Source organism: Bilophila sp. 4_1_30 (genome assembly GCF_000224655.1).
In the GTDB taxonomy this organism is placed as follows: Bacteria; Desulfobacterota; Desulfovibrionia; order Desulfovibrionales; family Desulfovibrionaceae; genus Bilophila; species Bilophila wadsworthia.
This window is the reverse complement of the sequence record NZ_JH114249.1, coordinates 1-1407: the sequence shown is the minus strand read 5'-3', so window position 1 is coordinate 1407 and position 1407 is coordinate 1. Positions and strand designations below refer to the sequence as shown.

The following is a 1407-nucleotide window of genomic DNA, read 5'->3' as shown; positions in this document are numbered from 1 at the left end:
GGTCTTTCGGGCCGTTTCTGATCGCGCCGGATGGTTTTTGTTTTAAAAGATGCCTTACTCCCCACTTTGCCTTACTCTTTTTTGCGCCTGATCTTTTGGAAAGGCAGGGAATGACAGCCGGGAAGGAATAGGATAGGGGGAGAAAAACACGGAGGTTGCTCATATGGTGGCGATGCGGCGCAAGGATCGGCAGGTGTCCGATGAAGAGGCGATGGCGTATTTGAAAGCTGCGGAATACGGCGTGCTGTCCACGGTTGGGCCGGACGGCGAACCCTACGGTGTGCCTTTGACGTACGCGGTTGAGGAAGACGGCAAGGGGCTTGTCTTCCACTGCGCGCGCGACGGCTACAAGCTGGCCTGTTTTGCCGCGAATCCACGGGCGCATTTTGTGGCGGTGCAGGAAACGAATGTGTTGCCCGAAGAATTTTCCATTGAGTACAAGAGCGTCATGGTATCAGGGCTCCTTGAGGAAATTGAGGACCGCGAAGAGAAAGTCCGCTGTGCGCAGGTCGTCGGCGACAAGTATTCCACCATCAGCTCGGAAGAATACGCCAACCGCGCCGCCGACAAGATCCGGGTGTTCCGCCTGAATATAGAGCATATTTCCGGCAAGCGTCTCGTCAAGGCCGGAGAGCCCGGCATGGGTTATAAAAAAGGGTAGCAAGGATACAGCGAACGAGGAAGAGGCCAGCCTTTTCCTCGTTCTTCTTCCGGGGAGATTTGGGGCAGGCTGTCTCCCTTTGCTTTTAGGGAAACGGGCATCTCACACAGGATTCTGTGCGCTGGCTGGATGAGAGGGCTTTTTTTCAAGAAAGATAAGCGTCAGCGCTGGGGATACGGCTTTTTCGGCGCAGCGGGTGTAGCCGTTGCGCTCATACAGGCAAAGATTGCCCAGGCTCTTGCTGCTGGTGAACAGTTCCAGCCGGGGCGCAGGACAGCTTTTTTCCTGTTCTTGAAGCAGACGGGAGCCAAGGCCGTTTCCTTGGCACTCGGGATGTACCATCAGTTTTCCGATCAGCAGCGTATCTCCCCGCAAAGTACCTCGAACGGACCCTACAATCCGCCCGCCCGCATCAACTGCCTTCAGGAACACGCCGTTCCTGAGCTCTTCTTTCATTTCCTCAAGCGTCTGCATGAGGGGCGGAATGGAAAAGTCGTTGAGCAGCCTTGCCTCACTTTGATACGCCAGCCGCTGCAACTCCAGTATTGTCTCCAAGTCCGCTTCCTCAGCTTGAACGATACAGTGGGACGCAAACATCTTCAAACAGGGCATTGGAAATCCTTTTGGAGAAGAATGGAGGACAAGCGGGGTTGCTTTGCCTTTGCCGAATAGCAGGCGACACAACGTTTTTTCGCGGAAAGCCGACAAGAGGGATTCGATAAGGTCAAAAGTCTTTGAAGGGGGAG

2 protein-coding genes are annotated in these 1407 nt (G+C 54.7%); one reads left to right on the top strand and one right to left on the bottom strand.

From position 1 onward, the window contains the following. Positions 1 to 163 precede the first annotated feature (163 nt). Positions 164 to 661 (top strand): pyridoxamine 5'-phosphate oxidase family protein, encoded by a 498-nt coding sequence (locus HMPREF0178_RS19925; RefSeq protein WP_009369340.1) that lies wholly within the window; start codon positions 164 to 166, stop codon positions 659 to 661. A gap of 102 nt (positions 662 to 763) precedes the next feature. On the opposite strand, the gene HMPREF0178_RS19920 is transcribed toward HMPREF0178_RS19925, so the two are convergent. Then, on the bottom strand, positions 764 to 1407 hold a 644-nt coding region (locus HMPREF0178_RS19920; RefSeq protein ID WP_232281341.1), incomplete at its 5' end, for a GNAT family N-acetyltransferase.